We start from the raw sequence: 23,942 nt of genomic DNA, 5'->3' as shown, positions 1-23,942 counted from the left end.
AACTGCTTATCAATCTATTCAACAAGCTCTCTCTATTGATGGCTCCATTTTTTCCCCTAGTTGAGCAATTACGATTTCTCTGAAGAAAAACAGGATGAGATTGAAACAGTAGCGCAAGAAATACACCAACTTATATTTCAGCCCAAACTTTCAAATCCCATTAAAACATTAGATGTACCAATTGTGGGGAATCTTTCATCTTCGGATAAGCTGGAATTGATTTTAGAATTTATAAATATTGTCAATAACATATCAACCGATAATCAGTTGGGAGAAGATTCAACAGGCGAGCAAACTATTGAGCTACTGAACCAGTGCAAAAAAGTGGCTCAAAGAATTAATAGCAGCGATCCTTCATCTCTCGGTTTACATCCACTGGTATACTTTTATACTCAACAAGGAAAGCCAAAAATTGGTTCCTTTTATGGGGTGGTCAGTTTAATTTTACATTTACAAGAGACTAAATTCTGGTCTAAATTGATAAAGGTAAGAAAAGACTTTGAATGGGTAATTTGGAATTATGATATGGTTCCACAACTTGTTGCCAAGAAGAGTGACGCATTACAAGCTAGAGAGCTAGTGAGAGACTTCTACTTAGAAGTCATTAATAAGTTGTCAGGAGGTATAGATAAAAAGAATGTTATCACAGAAATAAGATCCGGCGATAAAAGATTTGCCACTTTGAAAATTCCAAAGAAAGCCGACACTGGTGAAATTCAGAGTAAAGAATTTTCTAGAGAAACCAAAGCATCTGCGTTTATCCGAGAGGCTCTACCAGGCTGGCCAGTTTGTAAAATTTGTGGAGAGTATCTGCCTAGCCGATTTAACAGTATCGACCATATTACAAGAAAAGCTGATGGGGGTTTAGGAACTTTAAAAAACGCACAATTAACTCACCCCTACTGCAATACTACCTATAAAAATTGAAAAAAAATTTGTATTCGAGTTAATATTGACACACCACCCAAAAACCGTGCGTCATCATCTGATTTTCTGTATCCGCTCATCTCAAACCAGACGCACCCTACCACTGATTGTATTCTTGACCATCAAGTGAAACTGGATAAAATGCTCAGTAACCAGGTGGGTGTTGCAAGCTACCAACCACTTTGTCGATCGCTCCTGCGATCGCCAACAACTCCATTTCACGCCACCGCTTACCAACAATTTGCATTCCAATCGGTAAACCATTTTGAGTTTGTCCAATTGGAATTACCACCGCAGGATGTCCGCTCAGATTAGAAGGCATGGTGTAAGCTCCGTTTGCCACTGCATGAGGATAGGATCTGCCATCAATGTCAACTGCACTCCAAGCGGGACGGTGAGTAAACGCAGCGGTTGCGGCAACTGGACAAAGCCATACATCCCACGGTTCTAATGCCTCATCCATATCGGCAGTGAAGCGATCGCGCTGTGTGAGTGCCTCGAAATATCCTTTCAAACTTGGATTCAATATCTCAGGTAGGAATCTGCTGAAATCTCCCAATTTTCGGAGTTCCTTGTCGCCTTGGGTTGCGGTGCGGAAGATTAACTCTAAACTACGACGCACGTTATATCTATCCTGCGGTTGAGCGTAGATAGTGAGGTACATTGAGATCCGCCCGTAGAGATTCAATATTTGGGATAGGTCAAAGTCTTTGGGAAGCCAACGTTCGGTTTGGACACCTGCGTCAGAGAGTGTCTGCACGATCGACTCCATAGCTGCTCGAATTTCAGAAGCAACGGGAACTTCGGCCCATTCAGCGCTCCAAGCGATTTTGAGATGCTGCAAAGGCTTGCCAGAGGGTCGATCGAGCGGAATCGGCGGGACATCAGGGCGTCGCAGATCCGCGCCTACAATTAACGAAAAACAGAGTCGGATGTCTTCGAGCGATCGTGCAAAACAGCCAACGGTCATCATTTGCCGAATAGACAGTGGCATTCCCGGCACTTCAGGAATCTGCCCTGCTGTAGAAATACGGCGATCTGTCGGCTTTAAACCATATATGCCGCAGAAATGAGCAGGCTGACGCACCGAACCCCCGAAATCGTTGCCCAAATCTAACGGTGAAAGTCCGGCGGCGACAGCAGCGGCACTCCCTCCAGAACTGCCACCCGGTGTGTAGTCTAGATGCCAAGGATTATTCACCCGTGGAAACAGAGAATTTGTGCTTTGATAATCGGCCGCCAGTTCCGCCATGTTGGTTTTTCCCATAATGACGGCACCTGCTGTCCGCAATCTCGCAACAGCAGTTGCATCCTGTTGAGGCACATAATCTTTGAGGGGAATATAGCCTGCTGTGGTGCGGAGTCCCGCTGTTTCAAAAATGTCTTTAATCGTGATGGGAACCCCATGTAAAGCACCCCAGTTTTCTCCTCTGGCTAGGGCTTCATCGGCAAGTCTTGCTCTAGTACGGGCATTGTCTTCATCCAGCGTACAAATGGCGTTTAGTTTCGAGTTGTGCTTTGCGATTTGAGTAAGGTAAGCGTCGAGAACTTCGACCGCAGAGACTTGGCGATCGCGAATCATTCGCGCTAACTGATGGGCAGAGGCAAACGTCAGGCTACTCATAAGCAACAAACAGGTATTTCTCGATCCAGTCAATTATATTCACTTTTAGTTAATATAGTTAACTAATATCCAACGGCTTTGTCCCTAAATCCTGTTAATTGCAGACACAAGGTAGATAAGGGAGATAAGCAACATAAGGATTTTAAGGAATTTAAGCATTTTAAAATTCCACACTAAGAATAAAAATATTTATTTTAAAAGACCGTATCTTCCCCGCACAATAAGTATTAGTTTTCAATAATGATTACATAAGTGAGGGAAAGAGCAAGTTGGGCAGGAATCAATCAGCCTCTCAAAAGCTTAGTTCTCCTCAATAAAAAAATGTGTAAATTGGAGAATCAAAAAATGTCTGTATTACATCGCATTAAATCCGGTACCTCTGTTTTATTAACACTGGGAACCGTTGCCGGAACCGCAGCGCCGATGCTAGCTCCCGCGCCTTCTTTTGCTCAGACAGCTTTTTCGGATGTTAATAATAACTACTGGGCAAAAGATTTTATTCAAGATTTGTCAGAAAGAGGAATTATCAAAGGATTTCCCGATGGCAGTTTTCGCCCGGATGCACCGGTAACGCGGGCTGAATTTGCGGCAATGGTGCGTTCTGTGAAAAAGGCAAAAACCCGCGCTGCTGTAAGGTTTGCCGATGTTCCGTCTAATTTTTGGGCAAGCGGGGCGATCGCCGAAGCTTACGAAATGGGATGGATGTCTGGCTATCCCGGCAATGTTTTCAGACCGACACAGCAAATTCCTCGCGTTCAAGTTGTAGTCGCTTTAAATAACGGCATGGGCTATGAGCCTAAGTGCGATTTTCAAGATGTTCTCAGCTACTATAATGATGCGGGTGAGATTCAAAGTTATGCTGTTAAAAGCGTTGCTGCTGCTACTGAAAAACAGTTGGTTGTCAGCTATCCCAATCCTAAATCTCTCAAACCGAACAAGTCAGCAACGCGAGCTGAAGTAGCTGCTTTTATCTATCAAACATTAGTGAGTACCAATCAAGCAAGAGCAATTAATTCTCCTTACATTGCTAAGATTGATGTTAGCCAATCTGTTGCTGTGCAAATTCCCAGGGGGGTGACTATCCCCATTGAGTACACAAAAGGCAAGATTTTGCTCGGCCCCAATGACAAGTCTCCGATTACGCTGACTGTAGCTGCGGATATCACGGGGGATAATGGCCAAGTGCTGATACCCGAAGGCTCAAAAATTAGCGGCGAATTGCGATCGACTGCTTCGGGCGTTCAGTTTGTGGCTCAAGAATTAAGTATAATCAACGGCAGCAGAGTGCCTCTCAATGCCACTTCGCAACTGATTACTAGGAAAGAAACTGTTACCAAGGGCGTTAATGTTGGTAATCTGGTTAAGAATACGGCGTTGGGTGCAGCAGCAGCGGCGGCCATCGCAGGCGTTACGGGCGATCGGGCGATCGCGACTGAAGAGGTGCTCGGCGGTGCGGGAATCGGGACTTTGATCGGAGTGTTTTTGGGTCGAGATAAAGTCGATTTGTATGCTGTTAATCCCGACACCGATTTAGATTTGCTTTTGAATTCCGATTTGGTAGTTGGTACTGCCAGCACAGACATTTGTAGCGCTCGATAGAGCCGATACTTGGAAATTTCCTCAAACCCCTCTCCTGCAAGGCGAGGGGCTTTAATGTGTGTATTTTACCTCGCTACAGGTGCATCTAATCAAATAATTAGTCAGCGATTTTCTTTAAGTGTGAATTTCTACGGACATCCCAAACTTTCTCGGGTAGAAACTCCCGTCACGGGATTGACACCATCTGCTTTCTCGCACAGGATACTCACTTGATAAGCGTCGATAATCGCGTCAGTAAAATCAGCGCCGGAAATTGCAGCATCAAAAAACCGAGTTCGAGTCATGATTGCCTCGGAAAAATTAGCATTTGTCAAATTAGCGCCGTCGAATGTAACTCTATCTGCCAAAGCACCGGAGAGGTTGGCACCTGACAAGTTGGCATTCAGCAAAACTCCCTTAGTCAAAATCGCATTAGTTAAATCAGCACCTTGAAAATTGGTTCCCCGCATTTCGGCAGCGACAAATGTTCCCCCCGCTAAATCCGAGTTGGAAAAATCGCGATCGGACAAATTAATATTTGTGTAATTAATACTTGTTTTCGGCAAGGCAAATGCAGGAGTAGCACTCAGCAGCACCCACCCCAAAGCCAACACTAAACTTAAAACCAGGCTCAGGAAAATTCGGAAGACACTTTTCATGATGATGGGAATGGGGAATGGGGAATGGGGAATGGGGAATGGGGCATTGGGCATTGTTGACTGTTGACTGCTGACTAATGACTAATGACTAATGACTAATAACTAATTAAAATCGCTTTACCCAATCTTCGCCAACGCGAAGTGTCAAGTCAGAATTGATTTCACCGGTAGAAGATGCTTCTATTTTACCGCCGCCTAACTCTTTTTGCAGTAGATTGGCTGCCTCTAAATCGCCTTGCTGAACAATAATTTGACTGTGACGCTGCTTCTCGGGCGAATCCTGCACTACAGATACATTAAAAAAGCCCTTTTTTGTGAGAAACTCACCAACGGTTTTGGCTGCTGTCGGTTTGCTAGAAGCGTTTTGGACAGCTATTTTGAGGTTCTTGGGCAAAGCAGACTCGGTTGGGTTGCGAAATCGTCCTTGTGCAAAATCCGGCACGCCCGGGTTTAAATATTGTGCGATAATGCGATCGAGCCCGACCACATCTACAATCCAATAACTCCTCAAATCCCCTGGTTCTGGACTAGAACTTCCAGGCAACATTACCATTTTAAAATTCTCTCGCTCCAATTGCAAACCAAAATTTGCCAGCGTCAATATTTCCTCATAATTTAGGTTTGTATCCACATATTTTTGCATCAATTGAACAATTTGTGGCAAGCGCACCAATACTGATGGACTTGCGAGGCGGTCCCGAATAGCTTGAATTAAAGATTGCTGCCGCTGAATGCGGCCGATATCTCCTAAACCGTCGTTGCGAAATCGAGCAAATTGTTCTGCTTGTTCTCCGTTGAGAGTTTGCCATCCCTTGGCTAAGTTTATTTTTAACTTTTGGGCGCTATCTGTATAGGACATCGCGCGAGGTACAAATACCTCAACTCCGCCCAACAAATCGACTAATTCCCGAAACGCACTGCTGCTGACTCGCACGTATCGTTCAATTTTCGTATTGTTCAGCATACTGCTAACTAATTGCGTCGCCAAAGCTGCTCCTCCCGTAGCATTGGCTTCGCTAATTTTGCTGAAGCTCATTCCGGGAACTTCGACTTTAGTATCTCGTGGAACTGAAAGCAAACTAATAGATTTATCTCTAGGATCGAGGTGGAATAAGAGTATTGTATCGCTGCGACCCTTAAATATCTTAGGGCCGACGGCAGGTTCCGGCACGCCGTCAATTCCCAATATCAAGATATTAACTGACCGCGACAGGCGGTATCCAGAGCGGTTGGAGGATAGATAGTCAAAGCCAGTCGCCTCTAATACTCTATTGATAATTGGGGGTTCCACGGGAGCTAACAGGGCAGTAATTGCCCCCATTGTGGCCGAGATGGCGGCGGTGAAGACTAAGAAAAATACCCCCACTACATATACGAAGAACTTAGGCTTTTTTCGAGATGTTTGATCGACTCGTTCAACAAAGTTTCTTTTAAAAATTGACAAGTTTTTCATTGACTTGCTGTTGGTTATTGCAGTTTTTCAGCTTTGCAGTAAAACTTGGGCGGTGCTTCGGGAAAGTATTTGAGCAAAGCCGGACACAGCCAGCCTTCGAGATTTTTCGATTCCCACCGATACCAGTTACCGCCGTATTCTGCTTTCAACCACAGCATTTCTGCTTGATATCCGGGAAATGGATTGGCTGAAAATAAAAGTCGGAAACCTTGGGCGGCATTGGGAATGTCTGCGACAAGCGCGTTAATCATTTCGGGGACGCCCTGAACAAATGGTTCTCGGACAAGTCCGACTCGTTCGTCGTCAAAAACCCAGGTGTACTGTTCGCGATAGGGGTAAATTACCATCATGGCATTGGACATGGTATTTTCCTCTTTTTATTTCGTTTGTTTTGTCAGCAAAAATGCAAGTCTTGATACATTATATTCTGTCGCGCGGAAGTTGTGTACTATCCGGTTTGACAACCCTGTTTTAACTTAGGAAATTTCGCGGGTTATGTACAAACTTTATTCGGCTTGGGCGGATTGGCGAAATCGAGAGCTATCGGGCTTTAGAGGATTTTTTTTTGTTTTTTTTGTTTAGGTAAATGGTAGCCAAGTGAAAGAAGGTTAAAGGTAATTCGTTGCAGGATTTTTTCTTCTAATTATGCCTAGTTTTATAACACTTATTACCTTGGTAGTAAGGAATAGTCTTTATTCACCAAAACTATGAGAAGCGACACCCTAACTACAAACCTATAACTGTTTGTAGCTGGGTGTTATGTTTTTTTTAAAGCTCCCCCTCAACTTCTCGTCAGCTCAACCAGCGCCTTAGCCAAATATTGATACTGTGGCAAAGTATTGTATAACTGAGCCGAAATTCTCACCAACTGCTTACTAGCATTCGGCCAAGGAATCACCGGAACTTCAATTTTAAAAATCTCCCACAGCGCCTCTTGCAAAGGTGGAATTCCTCCCTTTGCAACCACATCAGACTGGGAGTCTGCCAGTGGCACAACAGCCATCGAACCCACCATTTCATCAGGACAAGGCAGCCGCAAATCTAATTTGTCAGCCAATATTTTTCTCCCCGCCAACGCTAAAGCATGATTTTTTGCCCTCAATTCCGGCCAGCCGCCACTCAACAAAGAACCCATAAAATCAATAGCCACAGGCACGCACAAATAAGGACTCGGATCGACAGTTCCCATCCAATCAAATTCTAATTGAAAGCGCGATTTATCAGCGCGCGGCGAGTTAGCACCGTGACTGATCGTAGTTGGGCGAATGGCATCTTGCTTGTCGCGCCGCACGTATAAAAAGCCCGCACCTTTGGGCGCGCACAGCCATTTGTGGCAATTTCCCGTATAGTAAGCCGCCCCAATTTCATCTAAATTCAGCGCTACCATTCCCGGCGCGTGAGCTCCGTCTACTAATACATCGACGCCACGATTAGCTAGCTCGCCGACTAACTGTTTGATGGGAAAGATTAAACCTGTTTGGCTCACAACGTGGTCTAATAATGCTAACTTTGTTTGCGGTGAAACGCACTTAATTATTGCTTCAATAATTTGGTCGGGTGACTCAATTGGAAAGGGGACTTCGGCTACTATTACTTTAGCGCCTGTACGCTCGGCTACAAAATTAAGTGTGTTGCGGCAAGCGTTGTATTCCTGATTTGTAGTTAGCAATTCGTCGCCCGGAGCAAAACAGAGCGATCGCAAAACTGCATTTACTCCCGTCGTCGCATTCGGCACAAATGCCAAGTCCTCGTCAGCCGCACCAATAAATGCTGCTAACTGATTTCTTGCATTATCCAACAATGGTTCAAATTCCCGCAGTAAAAAGCGCAATGGTTCTCTTTCCAGTTGTTCTCGAAAAATGGTTTGCGCTTCTAGTACAGGAATCGGACAAGCCCCAAAAGAACCGTGATTGAGGAAAGTTATATTGCGATCGAGCAACCAATATGCGTTAATCATTAGTAATTAGTAATTAGTAATTAGTCATTAGTAATTAGTCATTAGTCAGTTAACGGTCAACAGTCAACAGTCAACCGTCAACCGTTAACCATTTTACCTTTTAATTTCTCAAACTCTTCTAATGTATTGCAATTGGATAACATTACTGCTTCTCGTTCCCTTACAGGTAGAGGGATTGCGGGGATTTGATTTAACCAAACTTGAAAGGAACGGCCCCCTTTGTCAATAAAACTTTGCAAACTGAGCAGAGATTGTTGGCGGTAGAAGCCACACAAAGGCTCCCAGCGCGAATTTTGATAAGGCACAACTGCTAAAGTAGATGGGGGAAACTCTGTTAACTGACTTGCCCACTTCTGGATAATCTGGGCATCCAACAAAGGCAAATCGCAAGCTAACAGTAAAATCCACTCGGCGGCTATTTCTTTCAATCCCTGAGTCAATGCCACCAAGGGCCCGGAACCGGGATTGTACTCTACCAGAAATTGGGACGTTTCGGTTAAGGTCGATCGATAGCGATCGGGCCAAGCAGTCAGAACATAAACTGCTGGAGTTACAACTGCAGCAACTTCCAACGCCCGCTGCAATAGGGATTTGCCCTCAATTTCCAGCAGAGCTTTATCCCTACCCATCCGCGAACTTTGACCGCCTGCAAGCACAATTACAGCAATTTTATGATGAGTCATTGGGAAGAAGGAAGAGGGAAGAAGGAAGAGGGAAGAAGGAAGAGGGAAGAAGGAAGAGGGAAGAAGGAAGTAAAATTTCTCCCTGTAGGGTGCTGTGTACAAAACCTGCTCAATGTAGGTGCCCACTGCACACAAAACCTGATTAATCATTCTCAACTAAAAACACTAACGGCTTGGCTAACTTCCTCAAGTTTTTGCACGACTTGACCGCTACTCAATAAAGTTTCTGCCTGAATCAAACCCGAGTTCATATCCAAACAAACTCCGCTGCGCCACAGATAAAATCCGCCGTTCCAGATAGCGGACTGCATCAATTCCGAGGGTTTTCCCAACAACACTTCCTGCATTTGTTTTAATAACTCAGAGGCTGATTCAAAGGCAGGATTGGTGCTGCTAAAACCGTAATCTCCGTGGGCCAAGAGCACTCGCTCGAACTCAGTGTCCGGCTTAGCAATGCCGATAATCGCAGTACGATCGCGCGGCAAATCGCAGCTTCCCTCCAATCCTTTGACTGTGGTATAATTTTTGATTCCCCGCAGCTCAAAGGCTTTTTGAAACATACCTTCTGTCGGCGGGTGGACGTAGCCAGATATGACGTTAACGTCGCCGGCACAGGGACACCACATCAACTCCATTGTCGAAAAAGGTGGCCGTTTGCCGATTTCGCGGCGGTAGGGAACTAAAGCGGTGGCTTGAGGAAAATGCTTGGGAAGGTAAACAAAACCTAAACCCGTACTGTCAAAAACTTGCTGGACTTTTTCTAAACTCAGTTTTCTCCAGTCAACTCCCAAACCGCGCCAAATTTCAATCAGGGGAATGCCTTCTTTGGTTGGCATGGTATCCCCCCCGTGCATGAGAGTTGGCACGCCAGAGGCGGCTAAAATTAGGGCTGTTAAAGGGCTAATTGGAGCCGTGCGCGATCGCCCGTCGTAAGGAACGCCAAACACGGCGACGGTAGAGACGGAAAACCCTTTTTCTCGGTTTGGGGGGGCAAGCATAGGCCCCAATTCTTCATAAGCATCGAGCATTCCGGCTAATTCTTCGCCGGTGGGCCGTTTAATGCGGTGGGAAATCATAAAAGCTCCAATTTGAGCCGGTGTTGCTTCTTGGAGCAGCATCATCCGCGTGGCTGCTGCTGCTTCGGAGCGAGTTAAGTTTTCTCCTGTGTGTGCTCCGCTGCCAATTTTTCGCAGCAATTCTCTAAATGCGTCACTCATAACTTTTGAAGTTGGTAATTGGTAATTGGTAGTTGGTAGTTAGTAATTGGTAGTTAGTAATTGGTAATATTTGAATCGTTTTAAATTTAAAATTCCGAACTCTCAATTCAAAATTATCGAATTAACTCCCTGATTTTTCTAGCTTGATTACATCAAATGGCGGCACAAATTCGCGTACCAGATTCCAGAAATGGGCGATCGGCGGAATTTGCATTCGATCGTGAGTTGTCACCAACACCACTTCGCGAGTCCAAGTCGGATCGGTCGCCAATTGACCGATTGTCGAAACCTTGGAAGTTGACCGCTCTTGGGCGATCGACCGAATTGCTAAAGTGCGATCGCCCTTCGCCTCCAGCAAAGCTGAATGCGGCAGCAAAGCAATCAATTCTCCCTGTCGCACCACACCCCGAAAAGCATCAAGAGTGTTGAGTTCCAAAACAGCATGAAGTTTAGCACCGATGCGTCCAAATTGTTCTTGCACCATCCGCTGCATTCCGTACCCGTCCTTAAACACCACTTGCGGGTAACAAACCAATTCCGGCCAAGGTACTCGATCGTACTGGGCCAGGGGATGACCCGCCGCCATCAACACCTCGATCGGCTCATTGTAGAGCACCTCAACCAACATTTCCGGGGCTTGAGTAAAATGGCGGTTGTTCATCACCACCGCTATATCCACCAAACCGTCTTTGAGGACTTTCAGGGCTCGATCGCTTCCGAGGGAAGTCACCCGCAACTGCACGTCTGGATAGTCGCGGCAAAACTTTTGCAGCACAGGCGGCAAATAAGCAGCGCAAACCGAATGAATCGCAGCCACGCAGAGTTCCGGCTGCTTTCCCGCCCGTAAGTCTCCCAATTCTTCAGCAGCATTTCGCCAAGTCTGACAGATTTTGCGAGCGTGAGGCAGCAGGCATTCCCCTCCCACAGTCAATTTCGCGTGGGCCGTGCGGTGAAACAGCGACAAACCCACTTCCGCTTCTAATCCCTGCACTTGGCGGCTAATAGTCGATTGGGTAACGCCACACTTCCGGGCCGCTTGCTGAAAGCTACCAGTTTCAGCAACTGAAAGAAATGCTTGAAGCTGCTCTAAGCGCATGGATGTTTAATTCGAGATGGTTTCAGAAATTTTACTGGAAGATAATCTGTGACATTAACCGATTTAGTAGAAGAATTTAGTAGACTTTGATACAGGTAGAGATTAGTTTTGATTCCGGGGCGAGACGCGGGGATGCTTGGCTCTATGAATCAATTTGCTCGGGTAGGATTTATGAGCGCCCAAGTAGAGGTCGATTCTCCTATTTTGAAGGGATTTCTGAATCTGCAAATTTATCAAAAAATAGATTCAATAAAGATGAATTTCTCGAATATTGCAAGCTTATAGCTAAACCGTTTCAATGAACGGCACTCTAGTAATCCCTTCATCAAGTGCGCTCAATTGCTCTGTTTTTCCCTAAGTTGTGACTTCAAAAGATAGCATTGAATTTCGTACCTCCTTGGGAATTATATTACCTCACTCTCCCTAAACCTCTCAATAAATGTAAGAATATTTCAGGCAGGTTAAAGCCTGCTGTAAACTTTCCTCCCCGGACTAAAGTCACTCTTGTTTTATGTTTTTTTGTGTATAAACTAGGAATTAGCGGGTCAGCAACACAAGTGCAACTAGGATCGATCGCACAGGAAAGCCGAAATGCTGCCATTTTATTAAGATTATGTCATTTAACCACAATTTTATTCCGCAGGGTGGATGTTGCCAGTGGCAGTCCCAGTTGATGGGACTGCAAGCCGTCAGCGATTTGTTAATTGCCTTGGCTTATTATTCAATTCCAGCAATTCTGACATACTATGCCGGGAAGCAGCGGGACGTGCCTTTGAGCAAGGGGTTTCTCCTATTGGGAGCCTGGTTTTTCTGCGGCGGGACAACTCACTTGGTGCAAGTTTGGACGCTGGTGCATCCCAGCTACTGGCTGTCAAGTTCGATCGCCGCCATTACCGCTATCATCTCTTTGTGGGCTGTAGCATCCCTGATACCCTGGGTTCCTCAAATGTTGGCTTTGGCTGGGGCGGCCTCTTTTCCAGGAAATACGCCACTGGGAAATGAAAAGGTCGATCGACGGCAAGCCGACTCTGCCATTAAAAATTCCGTCGCCTTCCCCACAACCGAACTCCAGCAAATTAACGAGCAATTGCTCGCAGAAATAACGCAGCGCGAGCGAGTCGAGGAACTCCTGCTTGACGCTTTAGGCAAGCTGCAAGAAAGCGAAGAACGCTTCCGCGTTTTTCAGGAATTATCTCTAGACGGATTTAACGTGTTCCGCAGCATTCGTGACGAATCCACAATTGTGGATTTTGAATGGGAATACGTCAATCCCGCAGCGGCAAAAATTCAACAACGTACACCTGAAGAATTAATCGGCAAGCGATTGCTGCAAGTCCTGCCCGGTCATAAAGATAGCGGTTTGTTCGACCATTGCGTGCAAGTTGTACAAACAGGAATTCCCCTCGATACCGAGATTTATTACAACAGCGAAGGCATTGTCGGCTGGTTTCGGATTATGACCGTTAAATTGGGCGACGGCATTGCTATTTCTTTTGGCGATATTACTGGGCGCAAGCAAGTAGAAGCATCCCTGCGCCAGGCGCTGCAAAAACTCACTTCTCATTTTGAAAATACTCCCCTAGCGGTGATAGAGTGGGATGAAAATTTCCGGGTTAGCGGGTGGTCGCCGGCAGCCCAGAAGATTTTTGGCTGGAAGGAAACAGAAGTTTTTGGCAAGCATTTTAGCGAATGGAAATTTATCGATCGGGGTGAGTTTGAAGAGGTAGAGTCGGCAATTTATAGTTTAAACAAACCAGGTAGTCGCTGCAATGTAGTTCGCAACAGCAATTATCATAAGGGTGGTTCGTTGGTACATTGCGAGTGGTACAATTCGGCTTTTTACAGCGATTCGGGACAGTTGGTATCGGTGCTGTCTCTGGTTTTGGACGTGACGGAACGCTTTAAATTTCTGGAAGTGCTGCGACAGTCTGAAGAGCGGTTTCGGATTGCAGCAGAAAGTGCCAGTGATTTAATTTATGAATGGGATATCGAGACCGACATCGTGCTGTGGTTCGGTCACGTAGACGAACATTTGGAGTACGAAAAAGGCGGATTTCCGAGGACAAGAGCAGCTTGGAACAGTATCTTGCACCCGCTCGACCGCGCTCGAGTTTTGGCTGCGGTCGAGCGGTATTTAAGTGCGCCAGACACTTCTGCCGCCCCATTTTTTCAGGAATACCGCGTTCAGCGCCACCGGGGCCGCTTGCTCCACTGGATCGATCGAGGCAAAGCAGTGCTTGACAAACAAGGCAATCCCTGCAAATGGATCGGCGTGATTAGCGACATCACCGCTCGCAAAGAGGCCGAAGAACAGCGGAATTCGGCATTGGCGCGGGAACAGGCCGCACGTCGCCAAGCAGAAGCCAGCGAACTGCTTTACCGCGTCCTCGCTGAAGCCATCCCGCAAATAGTTTGGACTGCCAGAGCCGACGGCTGGTTCGACTACTACAACCAGCGCTGGTTTGAATATACTGGCTTGACGCTGGAGGAAACTCAAGGCTGGGGGTGGCAGCTAGCCCTGCATCCAGATGACGTGGAAAATTCCGTAGAAAGCTGGAAGACCTCGGTGGAGACAGGGAAGACTTACGAGGTGGAATACCGTTTTAAACGGGCATCTGACGGAGCTTATCGCTGGCATCTGGGCCGGGCATTGCCCGTGCGGGACGCTGACGGGAAAATTCTCAAATGGTTCGGGACTTGTACCGATATTGACGATCGCCAGCGATTGGCCCAAACAGCCTATTTTAGCGCTCAAGCTTTGGCTTTGCTGTCGTCGGCTTCCCTGGATTACGAAAAGGCGCTGCAAGGTTTGGCAGATTTAACAGTACCGGGGCTGGGGGATTGGTGCTGTGTGCATTTGCTTGATGCAGACGGCTCAATCCGCTTGCAAGCAGTTGCTCACTCAGATCCGAGCAAAGTCGCTCTGCTGTGGCAAATCGATCGGCGTATGCCACTAGACCCCCAAGGACGGCACGGAGTAGCAAAGGTGCTGCGGACTGGTGAGTCGAAGCTATACCCAGAAATACCGGAATGGGTGATCGAGGCGGTTGTGCCAGACAGGGAACTGCAGTTGGTGCTGCGATCCCAATCCCCGGTGCTGTCGGCAATCTGCGTGCCGCTGATCGCTCGCGGGCGGACGCTGGGAGCGATTTCGCTGCTGTGCGGGGAGTCGGGCCGCCGCTGCGGGCAGGAGGATTTGGTTTTGCTGGAGGATTTGGCGCGAGATGCGGCGGTGGCGATCGACAATGCGCGGCTTTACCGGGAAGCAGCGGAGGCCAACCGGATTAAAGACCAGTTTTTGGGAACGCTTTCTCACGAGTTGCGGACGCCTCTGAACGCGATTTTGGGCTGGGCCCAGATGCTGCGGCAGCGCCAGATGAGTGCCGAAAAAACGGCTGTGGGTTTGGAGACTATTGAGCGAAACGCGCGGTTGCAGACTCAGATGATTGAGGATTTGCTCGACGTTTCCCGGATTGTCAGCGGCAAAGTGTGTTTGAAGCTGTTCCCGGTGGATTTGGTGCGGATTGTAGAAACGGCAGTGAAGGCGCTGACCCCTGATGCTGAAGCTAGGGGAATTGAATTGGTGAGTTTTTGTGCAGAAGGGGTGGGCTTGGTGAGGGGCGATGCTACTCGTTTGCAGCAGGTGGTGTCTAATTTGCTCTCGAATGCTATTAAGTTTACGCCGCCGTCGGGTCGCGTGGAAATCACGCTCTCAGAGGATGGGGAACCGGGAGCAGGGGGTGGCGCCATGTTGTCTGGGCCGTCTCCGGTTCACTCTGTTTCGATCGTTGTCAGCGATACGGGAATTGGCATCAGCAAGGAGTTTTTGCCGTTTGTGTTCGATCGCTTCCGCCAAGCTGACAGCACTTCTACGCGCAATTACGGCGGGCTGGGACTGGGATTGGCGATCGTCCGCCATCTCGTGGAACTCCACGGCGGCAGTGTCTGGGCCGCAAGTCCTGGGGAAGGACTCGGCTCGACTTTCGGAGTGCGGCTGCCAATTGAGCACAGCTAAAGTTTGGATTTTTCAGTTATCGAGTTCAAAATTCACTATTTAAGTTCTACGTAAGGTGCTTATGGCGCATCCTAAATTTAAATGTTTTCCGCAAATTCGTTCGCTCTTAATTCTCCTGCCATTCTTGCAGGGCGATCGCAATTCCTTGTTTCAATCTGGGTTCGAGACTCTCTTGTTTCACTAAGTTTTCTAATTTCTGCCTGGCCTCGGCAGCACCTAGCTGTTTGAGCGCTGCCATGCAGTGCAGCCTGACGCTGCTGTCTGCGTCGCCCAACATTGAAATCAGAGCATCTAGCCCTCTCATATCTCCTAATTTTCCTAAACCTAAAGCTAAAGATTTTTTGCTAACTCCCTCCTGCACGGTCGGATGATTTGTTTTCAACAAATCAATCAGAATTTCAGCAGCAACAGCTTTTAATTCCGGCTTTTCTACTCGACCTAAAACAGTGACTATCTCTTCATAAACAGTAGAATTTATGTTAGTAAAAGGCGCCCTTAATGTCTGATGCAAATATGCTAAAGCGGTTGCAGTTTCCATCCAGCTTAGGGCGCGCACAGTTTCGATTTGCAATTCAACCGGAGTTGTGGGCGATCGCAGCAATTCAAATAAAGCAGCCGCTGCTGCATCGGTTTTCACTCGCCCGATCGCGATCGCCGCTTGCTGACAAACTTCTAATCGGATGTCCGAAAGTAAAGGTTTGAGCAAGTTAACTAAATCTAATTCTGCGTCTAAATAAGTGCGCGCGCCAAGAGATCGCACGGCTTCTTTTCTGACTGCTGTCGCCGGATCTTTGAGCGCTGCTACCAGTACCGGCGGGATGCGGGAGTCGTGAAAGCTGCTCAGGGCATCGATTGCGGCTGCCCGCACCGCAACTTGAGAGTCTGCGACTACGCTCAACAGCGGTGCGATGGTTTCGGTGCGCCGAATTTGGGCGAGTGCTGCTGTTGCAAACTGTCGCGAGTCTTTTTGCTGCAAGAGAGTTGCTAGGGATTCTATGGCTGTTTGGCCCAAATTCCCTAGGGTTTCGGCGGCGATTTGGCTCAATTCTTCGTCGGAATTTTTGACCAATTCTACTAAAGCTTGAATCACTTCTGGACGATCGAACTTTCCGAGAATGCGGGCGGCGAACCACCGGGGTTCCGTGTCTGCGTCTTCGTCTTCGAGCACGGCAATTAAAGGTGCGATCGCGCCATTTCCCAGATTGGGCAATACTTTAGCAATTTCCCAACGGTCTTGAAAATCGCCCCATTCCAAGGCTTGTATTGCTAAACTGACAGCTTGTTCTAAAATGTGCTGTTCCTGCGGCTTACTGCCCTTGGCTGTCACTTCCTGCAAGCATTCGACTAGCCCAGACCAGTTTTGGCGATCGGCAGCGACTTGCGCTTTTTGTAAAATATTACCCATGATTTTAAATTAAGTTCGATCGAGAAGCGAGGTTTTTTGCTGCTAGGTCAGAGCGGGAGGTACTTTTTAGGAATCTTTTGCTACAATTATCCATTTTTTGACATTTTTGTCAATCCATCATAACTGGTAAAATAGAAGTAAAGCATTAATTTCATCCAGTTAAAGCATCAAGCTATACTTTTTGTAATTTAAAATACGCAATATTCCTAATGAAAAATTAACAAATGAAGAAAGCTCTACTTTTAGTAAACCAGCACTCCCGAAAAGGGCAAAAGCTATTATCTCAAGCCACTGTAGAATTAGAAGCACTCGGTTTTGAGTTAATTATAGAATCTACTGACCACGCCCACGAACTTTCCGACATTATTCGCCGCTACCAAAATCGAGTCGAATTAGTAATAATCGGCGGCGGCGACGGCACTCTTAACGCTGCCATAGAAGGTTTGATAGATACCAAGTTACCCTTGGGTATTTTGCCGATGGGAACTGCTAACGACCTAGCCCGCACTCTGGGAATTCCTACAGATTTATCAGCAGCTTGTCAAGTAATTGCCAGCGGTAAAATTCGGCTAATAGACTTGGGTTGGGTTAACGGCCAACATTTTTTTAATGTTGCAAGTTTGGGACTAAGCGTGGAAATTACCCAGCGGCTGACGAAAAAGGTGAAGCAGCGCTGGGGAGTTTTAGCTTATGCTTTTACTGCTTTGCAGACAATTTTTTCAGCGCGACCGTTCCGAGCCGAAATTAAGATAAACCACCAATCTTTTAAGGTTAAAACTATTCAAATTGCCATTGGCAACGGCCGCTATTACGGAGGTGGCATGACAGTTGCCGAGGATGCCACCATCGACGACAGGCGACTGGATTTGTACAGTTTGGAAACAATAAATTGGTGGGAAATCATTGCTTTGCTCCCGGCTATGAGGCAAGGAAATTATACCAAGTCGCCTAAAGTTCGCGTCTTGTACGCTCAAGAATTTGAGGTTAATACTAGCAAACGCCGTTCGATTAATACCGACGGTGAAATCACCACTTACACACCTGCAAAATTCCGAGTGATTCCCCAAGCTTTAGCAGTTATAGCTCCTTCATAACTTACAACTAATATAATTAGGTTATGGAACAGGCCGGATACCTGTTCATATATAATTATGTTGTGGGACAGGCATCTTGCCTGTTCATATATTAGCCACGGGCAAGATGTCCGTGCCACAATTAATCAATAAATTATAGTGTGTTGTGGAACAGGCATCTTGCCTGTTCATATATTAGCCACGGGCAAGATGCCCGTGCCACAATTAATTGATCAATAAATTATATTGTGTTGTGGAACAGGCATCTTGCCTGTTCATATGTTAGCCACGGGCAAGATGCCCGTGCTACAATTAATCAATAAATTATAGTGTGTTGTGGAACAGGCATCTTGCCTGTTCATCTGTTAGCCACGGGCAAGATGCCCGTGCCACAATTAATCAATAATCGCCTCCCGCGCCATATTGCCATGCTTCAACTAATCGGTGAAAATAGTATTTCTGCTCCGGCGCTAAATTTTTTACCTGCGGTTCTACGGCTTTCCCCAAAGGCTGCAATCCCGTATAAATCCCTAAATTTAGATAATGAACCATCCAATCGAGCAAATTAGCTATTCCTACCTGCGGGATAATTTTCATAACTAATCCGGGATGGCTAATTGCTGTTTTAAACAAGGTTTGTGACAAAGCCGGAAACAGCACGATATCCTGAAGAAAAGGTTTGAGGACCGGTTCTCCCAACTCTTCCATTACCTGAAAGACGGCAGCCAAAAGTTGATTGATTTGATTGGGGTCTATTTTTTGATTAATCGCAGCACTCATCGAACGCTGAAACAACCAGGTAACTGATAGATTCGGCTGGTAGGGTTGCAAAAGTGCGAGGGCATTTTTGCTGAGACTGTCGCTTGTCAAAGCTTCGTCAATTCCTAGAGTCAAACGTTTGAGGTGGCGCACCATTGCGCCGAAACCGCCGAAGCTGAGGGGAGATTGGCTACCGCTGCTGTCTCCGACGGGGAGTAGGCGATCCCAAGGTGTTTTTAGAGGACTTTGACGATAGCAGGGGAAAAATCCGTAAAGTGCTCTTTGGAATTTTAACTGTTCGAGTTGGACGTTTTGATATTGGGGAAGCAAGCGCAAATACTCTTCAAATAATGTTTCTAAACTGAATCTTTCGGTGTCGGCGTCTATGTAGGTAAATAAGTAGGTTGTGCGGCCGTCTCTGGCTGGAAATGCTTCCCAAAAATATTGGCACTGATTTTGCATTGGGGTGAAGGATGCAAATATATCGCCAGTGTCGTTTTTGGGGTATCCTTGAGCGCAACTACCGACTACTAAACATACCGCTTCGGGTTTTTTGCCTTGTCTTGCTTGGCACACAATGGGTGAAAAATGTCCCATTGCGTCTAATAATAATCTGGTTTTAAATAAATTTGTATCAGGTTGTGTATCGGTATTTGCAGATTCTACCAAGACTCCATCCGGGTGAATGGTTGCTGTTTTAAATGGTGTATTTTCAAATAGCTTTCCTCCAGCTTGGAGGAATCGCTGCTTGAGGGTTTCTAGGAGGTAAACTGGGTCGATTCCGATGTTGAGTACGTCGCGCACCCAAATGTCTGGGGTGTTGGCAAAGCTGATGCGGGCTGGGTTGTATTCGGTGGCGATCGCCTTTTCTATCTCTTCAACTGATAGCAAATTTAGTTCTAAGAATGCGTCTAATTCTTTGCGAGAAATGTTCCATTCTTGCTCGCGGCCTCGCAGGGTGCCGCGTTCGAGCAGGGCTACTCGCCAACCCCGCAGGACTAAGGCTGTACCGATTAATATTCCTAGGGTTCCGCCGCCGATAACTATGTCGAAGTCGAGGGTTTCCAGGGGTTGTTGGCTGTGTTTGACTGCTTGGGGTGCTGGTGCGGTGTTTTGTTTGAGGTTTTCCCAGAGTCGATCGACTTTTCTCAGGCCTCCGAGGGCGTCTCCTGGCAGTTGGGAGAGGATTTGTTCGGTGAGGGACATCGGGTTTTAGTATTAAACAGTGGTGGATTTTTTATAATTTAGCTTAGATTAACTTTTGCGACAGTTTCAGGGCTGACGCATGGGGTGGCGAGAATCCCGGTTTATACTCACATCTTGAACCATTCTCGCTTAAAAAGCCCGACGGCCTGTTCCACAACGGATCAATTTTCTTGTGGGTCGTTGCTGCTAGCGCGCCCTGAAATAATTATTGAGAATGGTTCAATATCTCAGTTTCTACGAATTTTGGGCTGAGTAACGAGAAATATACAAAGATATGGGCTTTGTGATATCGCAAGTGCGATCGCGAACGGAGTTTTTATCCTCATACAGAGAAACCCGGTTTCTGAAAAAAAACCGGGTTTCTACCTCTCGTTGGTAAGTCTAAATAATTATCTTCAATCAGCCGTGCTTAATTCTTCTACTCGCAGCCGATCGCACAAAATTCGCTCGCACACTATAACACCCGTCTCCGCACTCCTGCAAACTTCTAACTGAGCTTCCGGCAGCGCTTCAAACAAAAAACGTTCCCCCGGAAACACTGTCCGCTCAAAATACCAATTAGGAATATTTGTAATGCGAGCGATTTGCACTTTGCTAGTATTATTAAGATACCAACACAAAATGCGCGTATGACCTTCGGAAATTACCTGATTTAGTGTCAAATTCATCTTTTTAACTTGTTTCTGCAATTGTGCGAACGATCGGCGACGGGCCTAAACTTAATATAGCATATAACCAGTTAAAACACACTTTTTTATACATTTTTTTTACATTGTTTGAGTTAATTAATAATTTTCGCCGGAGAAACATCAGCGCCTTCCAGGTATTCCCAAGAAGGTGCAAAAGCCGGCATTGCTAAAGCGCAAGATTTCCATCCTCCCCTAACAGGTGCGTTCAACAATTGACAGTGACCAACTGAACCTCTTGCCTGTTGGTAGTGACCGCAAAAATTACACTTGGAAGTCGGATTGCACCCGCGCTCGCTAATTACAAGGCAGGGCTGGTTTTGGGTTTGGTTGCGGTCGATAGTTAAAGTGTTCATTAAATTACTTTTTAAATGTTCAGTCTTAAGTATGACGGCTGAAGTGCCGTCGTTGCGTCTATCTCAAGGCTTAGTTCGCCTTTAAGTTTTGTTTAGGGATCGATAAAAAATATATTATTTTTGAGATTATCGAGCTAGGGAGCAATTGAATTTTCTTTCGGTCGCATTGGCGGCCCCGGCTTTAGGGCCGATCGCGCTTGCTGGAGATATACTTCCTCAGGCAGAGCTAATTATCGTCGCCTAACTTGCTGAACAAATCGGCTAAAATTGTATTAGAAAATAAAAAACCTTCGGGATCGCTCAACCTCAAATTGCCCGAAAGTGGCAGTTTCGCCCCCTCGCCTAAAGTTGCGTGAAGCGGAGCTATCCCGTAGGGAATCGCCCCATCCGCAGTTATAATTTCCACCCATCCTTGTCGCCAGTAGGGCTGCAAACAACGCCAAATTTTGTCAACCGTTTGTTGAGTAAACTTCTCAGTCAGCGCCGACAGGCTAACTCCTTCTGCTAAACGCAAACCTAGCATCAGCGTTTCTAACAAAACGTCATTTTCTGAAACTTGAAAATTTTGCTCAACTGCTGGGTAAATTTCCTGCTGGGTTTCCCCCCCAATTTGTGGAGTAGCAGGGGAATTGAGGCGAGACATCGATCGCACCCACTGATAATATTCTTGAGTTTTGCGAGGTCTAGTCAACCTCCGGCCTTCCACGTAACTCGCCGCCCCCATTCCCAAGCCGTAATAAGGGCGATTTTCCCAATAAACGCGGTTGTGGCGGCACTGATAGCCAGATCGAGCGTAATTAGAAATTTCGTAATGTTCGTAGCCAGCCCCCGTCAGAATTTCCCTTGCTAAACGGTACATTTGAGCAGCGGTGTCATCTGCAGGCAGTGGCTGGGCTCCTGCTTCAAAGTAGCGCCCGAAAGCAGTTCCCTGCTCAACAATTAAGTCGTAACTCGACAGGTGAGTCGGGCTAATTTCCACCGCCGCTTTCAGGGAAGCTTCCCATTGTTCTAAAGTTTGGTGCGGCAGTCCCGAAATCAGGTCTAAACTAAAATTGACAATACCAGCCGATCGCACTATTTCTACTGCTTCAAAAATTTCGGCGACAGAGTGCGATCGCCCGCAAGCTTGCAGCAATTCATCCTGAAAAGCTTGCACACCCAAACTAACTCGATTTACTCCCGCCGCTGCATATCCCCGCAACTGTTCTAAAGTAAACGTACCCGGGTCTATTTCTATAGAAATTTCCGCCCCAGCAGCAATCCCAAATTTGCCGTCGAGAGTTTCCAAAATATTGCTCAACTGACTCACAGAAAGCAGCGAAGGTGTGCCGCCCCCAAAAAAAACTGTTTTCAGAGATGCGCCTAAATTTTTTGTTTCTTGAATTTCTTGACAGAGTACAGCAACGTATTGCACAATTGTGCCGGAATTCTCGCCATTTTTGCGATCGCCCACCACAAAAACCGGAAAATCGCAGTAGTAACAGCGACGGCGACAAAAAGGTATGTGCAGGTAAGCCGAACTGGGAATGCCGGAATTTGTCGCCTGCACACTTTTTTTTAATTCAAATGTTAAATAATCTGTGGGAGGGTTCATTACATCTCAAGCCGAAAGCGCAACTTCAAATCTAAAGTTTTAATTAAACAATCATGAATAATTATGTATATTATGACATTTTCTTACCAAAAAAGCGCTGCGAACGATCGGCTGTTTTAATGTAACCTCGTATCAGTTTCGATCGGCTACAATTCCCGCATAGCCCGCAGGGCGGTCTATTGGAACCTCGTGCCTGCTTTCGGCAAGGCGTGGTAAATTCCGAGCGACTCCCTGGCACATCCCCCAAAGGGTACAACCGCGAAATATAAGTTTATGAAAATCCCTGAGTAAATATAGCGATATCCGACCAAAGCATGAAAACAAGTATCAGCACTGCAAAGATATAATGTGAATAAATTCATTAACCTAGAACTAATGCTAGACGCAATCATAATAATCTCATTCATAATCGCAGGCGGAGGCATCGGCTATTACGGAGTCGAACTCCTGCCGACCGAGCTGCTGGAGCAAGTTACAAATATACAAGGTTTAAGTTCTGTACTAGGTTCGTTTGGAGCATTAATCGGCTTCGTGATGGGATTAGTGGCTCAAACAACCTATCGGCGCCTGGAAAAACAAGTCCGCGATATGCCAGTGGAGATGCTGCTGACGCGGGCGATCGGCTTAATCATCGGACTGCTAGTAGCAAACTTAATGCTGGCTCCGCTGTTCCTCCTGCCAATTCCCCGCGAGTTCGGCTTCATCAAACCTCTAGTCGCAGTCTTGGGTAGCGTCATGTTCGGCTTCACAGGCGTCAGTTTGACCGACACCCACGGCCGCGCTTTCTTGCGGCTGATCAACCCCAAAAGCTTTGACACGGTGTTGGTAGCCGAAGGTACTTTCAAACCAGCAACTGCCAAAGTTGTCGATACTAGCTGCATTATTGACGGCCGAATTGAAAACTTGCTAGAAACAGGTTTCCTCGAAGGTCAAATTATCGTGCCCCAATTCGTGCTCCAAGAACTGCAACTAATAGCTGATTCCGCGAACGATCAAAAGCGAGTGCGCGGGCGGCGCGGCCTAGATATTCTCAACCGCATCAAAGAAACATATCCAGAACGCATTCAAATTCACTCGGCTGACTACGAAGATATTGCCACAGTCGATGCGAAATTAGTCCGCTTCGCTTTGGAGATCGACGGTATTTTGCTCACAAACGATTACAACTTATCGAAAGTAGCTACCGTCCAAAAACTGCCGGTTTTGAATATCAACGATTTGACTCATGCAGTGCGCCCCACTTATTTGCCGGGAGATACGATCGAACTAAAAATCCGCAAAGAAGGCAAAGAACCCTCTCAGGGAATCGGTTACTTGGATGACGGCACAATGGTTGTCGTAGAAGCAGGAAGCAGCTATGTCGGCGGCGAAGCCCGAGTCGTAGTCACCAGCGCCCTGCAAACTAGCGCCGGCCGCATGATATTCGCCCGCCCTCAAGAGTCCGTTATTGTTTGAAACTGAGTAACAATGGCCAGGGCAATCAGAATCAAATATTGCGATCGTTGTTCCCAATCTGCCCCGACTCTCTACCGCGCGCGGTATGACGAGTCGGGGCAGTGGTTTTTTTTGTGTCTTAAATGGTAATTGCTCAACCCCCTTGACAAGAAGACGAGATAGACATTAGATAAAGGAATGGAAAAACTTCCCGACTTAA

General features: G+C 46.6%; 18 protein-coding genes. 5 read left to right on the top strand and 13 right to left on the bottom strand.

Annotated elements, in window-relative coordinates; all coding sequences use genetic code 11:
- Positions 1-60: 60 nt before the first annotated feature.
- On the top strand, positions 61-927 hold the full coding sequence (locus tag QUA71_RS26355) for an HNH endonuclease signature motif containing protein (RefSeq protein ID WP_333289623.1): 867 nt from the start codon (positions 61-63) through the stop codon (positions 925-927).
- A 145-nt stretch (positions 928-1,072) separates the two neighbouring features.
- On the opposite strand, the gene QUA71_RS26350 is transcribed toward QUA71_RS26355, so the two are convergent.
- Entirely contained in the window at positions 1,073-2,551 is a 1,479-nt protein-coding gene (locus QUA71_RS26350; protein WP_333289621.1) for an amidase, read from the bottom strand.
- 345 nt (positions 2,552-2,896) lie between these two features.
- Between QUA71_RS26350 and QUA71_RS26345 the strand changes: the two genes are divergently transcribed.
- Positions 2,897-4,150, top strand: coding sequence for an S-layer homology domain-containing protein (locus tag QUA71_RS26345; protein WP_333289620.1), 1,254 nt, complete (start codon positions 2,897-2,899; stop codon positions 4,148-4,150).
- Positions 4,151-4,278: 128 nt separating this feature from the next.
- Here the strand turns inward: QUA71_RS26345 and QUA71_RS26340 are convergent, their stop codons facing one another.
- From QUA71_RS26340 to QUA71_RS26310, 7 genes are all read right to left on the bottom strand, one after another.
- Positions 4,279-4,788, bottom strand: coding sequence for a pentapeptide repeat-containing protein (locus QUA71_RS26340; RefSeq protein ID WP_333289625.1), 510 nt, complete (start codon positions 4,786-4,788; stop codon positions 4,279-4,281).
- Between the two features lie 106 nt (positions 4,789-4,894).
- On the bottom strand, positions 4,895-6,241 hold the full coding sequence (locus QUA71_RS26335; protein ID WP_333289618.1) for an LCP family protein: 1,347 nt from the start codon (positions 6,239-6,241) through the stop codon (positions 4,895-4,897).
- 14 nt (positions 6,242-6,255) lie between these two features.
- On the bottom strand, positions 6,256-6,603 hold the full coding sequence (locus tag QUA71_RS26330) for a DUF6717 family protein (RefSeq protein WP_190661090.1): 348 nt from the start codon (positions 6,601-6,603) through the stop codon (positions 6,256-6,258).
- Positions 6,604-7,022: 419 nt separating this feature from the next.
- A complete protein-coding gene (locus QUA71_RS26325) occupies positions 7,023-8,198 on the bottom strand; it encodes an aminotransferase class V-fold PLP-dependent enzyme (RefSeq protein ID WP_333289616.1) in 1,176 nt (391 codons plus the stop codon).
- A gap of 77 nt (positions 8,199-8,275) precedes the next feature.
- Complete coding sequence (locus QUA71_RS26320) at positions 8,276-8,881, bottom strand: molybdenum cofactor guanylyltransferase (protein ID WP_333289615.1); 606 nt, start codon at positions 8,879-8,881, stop codon at positions 8,276-8,278.
- 152 nt (positions 8,882-9,033) lie between these two features.
- Positions 9,034-10,098, bottom strand: a complete 1,065-nt coding sequence (locus tag QUA71_RS26315; RefSeq protein WP_333289613.1) for an anthranilate phosphoribosyltransferase family protein — start codon at positions 10,096-10,098, stop codon at positions 9,034-9,036.
- 121 nt (positions 10,099-10,219) lie between these two features.
- On the bottom strand, positions 10,220-11,194 hold the full coding sequence (locus QUA71_RS26310; RefSeq protein ID WP_333289611.1) for a LysR family transcriptional regulator: 975 nt from the start codon (positions 11,192-11,194) through the stop codon (positions 10,220-10,222).
- Positions 11,195-11,807: 613 nt separating this feature from the next.
- Here QUA71_RS26310 and QUA71_RS26305 point away from each other — a divergent pair.
- Positions 11,808-15,209, top strand: coding sequence for a PAS domain S-box protein (locus QUA71_RS26305; RefSeq protein WP_333289609.1), 3,402 nt, complete (start codon positions 11,808-11,810; stop codon positions 15,207-15,209).
- 106 nt (positions 15,210-15,315) lie between these two features.
- On the opposite strand, the gene QUA71_RS26300 is transcribed toward QUA71_RS26305, so the two are convergent.
- Positions 15,316-16,614 carry a HEAT repeat domain-containing protein gene (locus QUA71_RS26300; RefSeq protein ID WP_333289607.1) on the bottom strand — a complete coding sequence of 433 codons (1,299 nt, stop codon included), beginning with the start codon at positions 16,612-16,614 and terminating at the stop codon, positions 15,316-15,318.
- Between the two features lie 224 nt (positions 16,615-16,838).
- On the opposite strand from QUA71_RS26300, the gene QUA71_RS26295 reads away from it, so the two are divergent.
- Complete coding sequence (locus QUA71_RS26295) at positions 16,839-17,708, top strand: lipid kinase (protein WP_333289605.1); 870 nt, start codon at positions 16,839-16,841, stop codon at positions 17,706-17,708.
- Positions 17,709-18,086: 378 nt separating this feature from the next.
- Here the strand turns inward: QUA71_RS26295 and QUA71_RS26290 are convergent, their stop codons facing one another.
- The 4 genes from QUA71_RS26290 to hemW form a co-directional block, all read right to left on the bottom strand.
- Positions 18,087-19,652 carry an FAD-dependent oxidoreductase gene (locus QUA71_RS26290; protein WP_333289603.1) on the bottom strand — a complete coding sequence of 522 codons (1,566 nt, stop codon included), beginning with the start codon at positions 19,650-19,652 and terminating at the stop codon, positions 18,087-18,089.
- Positions 19,653-20,047: 395 nt separating this feature from the next.
- Entirely contained in the window at positions 20,048-20,320 is a 273-nt protein-coding gene (locus QUA71_RS26285; RefSeq protein ID WP_333289601.1) for a DUF1830 domain-containing protein, read from the bottom strand.
- Positions 20,321-20,433: 113 nt separating this feature from the next.
- Entirely contained in the window at positions 20,434-20,694 is a 261-nt protein-coding gene (locus tag QUA71_RS26280; protein ID WP_190661069.1) for a hypothetical protein, read from the bottom strand.
- 226 nt (positions 20,695-20,920) lie between these two features.
- On the bottom strand, positions 20,921-22,288 hold the full coding sequence (gene hemW, locus QUA71_RS26275; RefSeq protein ID WP_333289599.1) for a radical SAM family heme chaperone HemW: 1,368 nt from the start codon (positions 22,286-22,288) through the stop codon (positions 20,921-20,923).
- A 375-nt stretch (positions 22,289-22,663) separates the two neighbouring features.
- On the opposite strand from hemW, the gene QUA71_RS26270 reads away from it, so the two are divergent.
- Complete coding sequence (locus tag QUA71_RS26270; protein ID WP_190661066.1) at positions 22,664-23,743, top strand: PIN/TRAM domain-containing protein; 1,080 nt, start codon at positions 22,664-22,666, stop codon at positions 23,741-23,743.
- Positions 23,744-23,942 lie beyond the last annotated feature (199 nt).

The organism is Microcoleus sp. MON1_C5 (assembly GCF_036701875.1).
Taxonomy (GTDB): Bacteria; Cyanobacteriota; Cyanobacteriia; order Cyanobacteriales; family Microcoleaceae; genus Microcoleus.
This window is presented reverse-complemented; position numbering and strand designations above follow the sequence as displayed.

What these genes read in the sequence shown, in the direction of transcription:
- QUA71_RS26350 (WP_333289621.1), bottom strand. Translation starts at nt 2,551, where the DNA reads ATGAGTAGCCTGACGTTTGCCTCTGCCCATCAGTTAGCGCGAATGATT.
- QUA71_RS26345 (WP_333289620.1), top strand. Translation starts at nt 2,897, where the DNA reads ATGTCTGTATTACATCGCATTAAATCCGGTACCTCTGTTTTATTAACA.
- QUA71_RS26340 (WP_333289625.1), bottom strand. Translation starts at nt 4,788, where the DNA reads ATGAAAAGTGTCTTCCGAATTTTCCTGAGCCTGGTTTTAAGTTTAGTG.
- QUA71_RS26335 (WP_333289618.1), bottom strand. Translation starts at nt 6,241, where the DNA reads ATGAAAAACTTGTCAATTTTTAAAAGAAACTTTGTTGAACGAGTCGAT.
- QUA71_RS26330 (WP_190661090.1), bottom strand. Translation starts at nt 6,603, where the DNA reads ATGTCCAATGCCATGATGGTAATTTACCCCTATCGCGAACAGTACACC.
- QUA71_RS26325 (WP_333289616.1), bottom strand. Translation starts at nt 8,198, where the DNA reads ATGATTAACGCATATTGGTTGCTCGATCGCAATATAACTTTCCTCAAT.
- QUA71_RS26320 (WP_333289615.1), bottom strand. Translation starts at nt 8,881, where the DNA reads ATGACTCATCATAAAATTGCTGTAATTGTGCTTGCAGGCGGTCAAAGT.
- QUA71_RS26315 (WP_333289613.1), bottom strand. Translation starts at nt 10,098, where the DNA reads ATGAGTGACGCATTTAGAGAATTGCTGCGAAAAATTGGCAGCGGAGCA.
- QUA71_RS26310 (WP_333289611.1), bottom strand. Translation starts at nt 11,194, where the DNA reads ATGCGCTTAGAGCAGCTTCAAGCATTTCTTTCAGTTGCTGAAACTGGT.
- QUA71_RS26305 (WP_333289609.1), top strand. Translation starts at nt 11,808, where the DNA reads ATGTCATTTAACCACAATTTTATTCCGCAGGGTGGATGTTGCCAGTGG.
- QUA71_RS26300 (WP_333289607.1), bottom strand. Translation starts at nt 16,614, where the DNA reads ATGGGTAATATTTTACAAAAAGCGCAAGTCGCTGCCGATCGCCAAAAC.
- QUA71_RS26295 (WP_333289605.1), top strand. Translation starts at nt 16,839, where the DNA reads ATGAAGAAAGCTCTACTTTTAGTAAACCAGCACTCCCGAAAAGGGCAA.
- QUA71_RS26290 (WP_333289603.1), bottom strand. Translation starts at nt 19,652, where the DNA reads ATGTCCCTCACCGAACAAATCCTCTCCCAACTGCCAGGAGACGCCCTC.
- QUA71_RS26285 (WP_333289601.1), bottom strand. Translation starts at nt 20,320, where the DNA reads ATGAATTTGACACTAAATCAGGTAATTTCCGAAGGTCATACGCGCATT.
- QUA71_RS26280 (WP_190661069.1), bottom strand. Translation starts at nt 20,694, where the DNA reads ATGAACACTTTAACTATCGACCGCAACCAAACCCAAAACCAGCCCTGC.
- hemW (WP_333289599.1), bottom strand. Translation starts at nt 22,288, where the DNA reads ATGAACCCTCCCACAGATTATTTAACATTTGAATTAAAAAAAAGTGTG.
- QUA71_RS26270 (WP_190661066.1), top strand. Translation starts at nt 22,664, where the DNA reads ATGCTAGACGCAATCATAATAATCTCATTCATAATCGCAGGCGGAGGC.